The following is a 1,903-nucleotide window of genomic DNA, read 5'->3' as shown; positions in this document are numbered from 1 at the left end:
GAGCTAGTCGCCGGAGAAATTGCCCGTGCAGTCGGGCTACCCGTTCCTGAAATCGTTTTCGTTGAGCTGAATCCTGACCTTGCCCGCACCGAACCTGACCCAGAAATTCAAGATCTGATCCGAGCCAGTGCGGGTCTCAACCTCGCGCTCGACTACTTACCTGGCTCGGTGACGTTTGACCCCGTAGCGGAAAAGCCTGACTCAGATCTTGCCGCGGCGATCGTCTGGTTTGATGCGTACGTGACGAACATCGATCGAACGCCGCGCAACACCAATCTGTTAATCTGGCATCGTCGTCTCTGGCTGATCGATCACGGCGCAGCGCTCTACTTTCACCACACCTGGACCAACTACCGCGATCGCAGCCGCGACCCGTTTCCTGCAATCAAAGACCACGTTCTACTAGAATTTACCAGCGATCTCTCAACCGTAGACTTAACGATGAGCGATCGACTGACGTCAGACACCATTGACCGCATCGTCAAGCTGATTCCAGAGGCTTGGTTAGTAGAAGGATCTCCCTTCACTGACAGCAATCAACATCGGGATGCGTATGTTGAGTACTTACTCAGCCGACTAGCGGCACCGCGTAATTTTTTGCAGGAGGCGATCCGTGCACGATCACGTAGCGTATGATTACGCCATTATCCGGGTCGTTCCCAAAGTTGAGCGTGAAGAGTTCATCAACGTTGGAGCGATCGTATCCTGTGCAACCCGAAGATTTCTTGATGCCCGCATCGAACTCGACGAGCAGCGGCTACTGGCACTCGATGCAACTCTTGATATGGACCTGATCCGAGATCATCTAGCCGTCATCCCAATGATTTGCGCAGGCGGCAAAGAAGCCGGGGCGATCGGTCAACTGCCTCAGCGAGAGCGGTTTCACTGGGTCGTTGCACCCCGAAGCACAATAATCCAAACGTCGCGAGTACACACTGGCTTGTGCAAGAATCCATCGGCTGCACTCGAACACCTAATCAATCGAATGGTCCGCCCGGTTTGGACAGAATCCTGTGTCGTGGAAGCCGAGTTAGTAGAGGCAGCGGAAAGGATTGATCCGCTCTAGAGAATGCTTCAAAGCTGAGCCATTCAATAGACCCTAAGGACGGTAAATTAAAACGGCTTCAGCTTAGGGACGATCGAACTCAGAGGCGGGTTTAAAGTTTTCTGCCGGAACGCCTCTAAGCGCCTGCTGCATAAAGTCGCGCCAAATTGGAGCAACATACGTTCCTCCCGTCGCGCCGTGTCCTAGTGGGGAGTAATCGTCGTTGCCAACCCAGACGGCAGTTGCTAACTGCGGTACATAGCCAACAAACCAGATATCCCGCTCCGATGAGGTCGTACCAGTTTTACCCGCCGCAGGACGATCGAGACGGGCAGAGGTCGCCGTTCCCTGATCAATAACCCCTCGCAGCACGCTGTTCAGCGACGCAACTGCCCAGGGATCAAGCACAAGCTGGGGTTTAGGCGTGTTGTCCAGCAGGACATTGCCCGTACTGTCGGTGACTTGGACGATCAGCGTTGTATCCGAATACCAGCCGTTGCTGGCAAAGGTGGCGTACGCGCCTGCCATTTCCATTGGCGTCAAATCCACCGCACCCAGCGGCAGCGAAACGACTGGCTCGATCGGGCTGCGAATACCCAGCGTGCGGCAAACGTCGATGACTTTGTTGAGTCCAATGTCTTGCCCAATTCGCACCGCTGGCACATTTCGAGACACTTCTAGCGCGTTGCGGACGCTGATCGCTCCCGAAAAGGAGCCGTCGTAGTTTTGCGGTGAGTAGTATTCGTAGCCGTCCGGGTAGCTGACGGGGCTGTCAGACACCGTAGAATCAGGACCATAGCGACCTGTAGCAAAAGCGGTGTAGTACACGAAGGGCTTGAATGCGGAGCCTGGCTGTCG

3 protein-coding genes are annotated in these 1,903 nt (G+C 55.0%); 2 read left to right on the top strand and 1 reads right to left on the bottom strand.

Translation table 11 applies throughout. The annotated features are described in order from the left end of the window. The coding region (locus H6F43_RS15330) for a HipA family kinase (protein WP_190343598.1) at positions 1 to 636 on the top strand (636 nt) is incomplete at its 5' end. Continuing rightward, a complete protein-coding gene (locus H6F43_RS15325) occupies positions 614 to 1,066 on the top strand; it encodes a DUF3037 domain-containing protein (RefSeq protein WP_190343597.1) in 453 nt (150 codons plus the stop codon). The genes H6F43_RS15330 and H6F43_RS15325, both read left to right, overlap by 23 nt. A 63-nt stretch (positions 1,067 to 1,129) precedes the next feature. Here the strand turns inward: H6F43_RS15325 and H6F43_RS15320 are convergent. Further along, on the bottom strand, positions 1,130 to 1,903 hold a 774-nt coding region (locus H6F43_RS15320), incomplete at its 5' end, for a penicillin-binding transpeptidase domain-containing protein (protein ID WP_277879941.1).

The sequence above is a fragment of the Leptolyngbya sp. FACHB-36 genome (assembly GCF_014695955.1).
Taxonomy (GTDB): Bacteria; Cyanobacteriota; Cyanobacteriia; order Leptolyngbyales; family Leptolyngbyaceae; genus FACHB-36.
The sequence above is the reverse complement of the archived record's forward strand: the minus strand, read 5'-3'. Positions and strand labels throughout refer to the sequence as shown.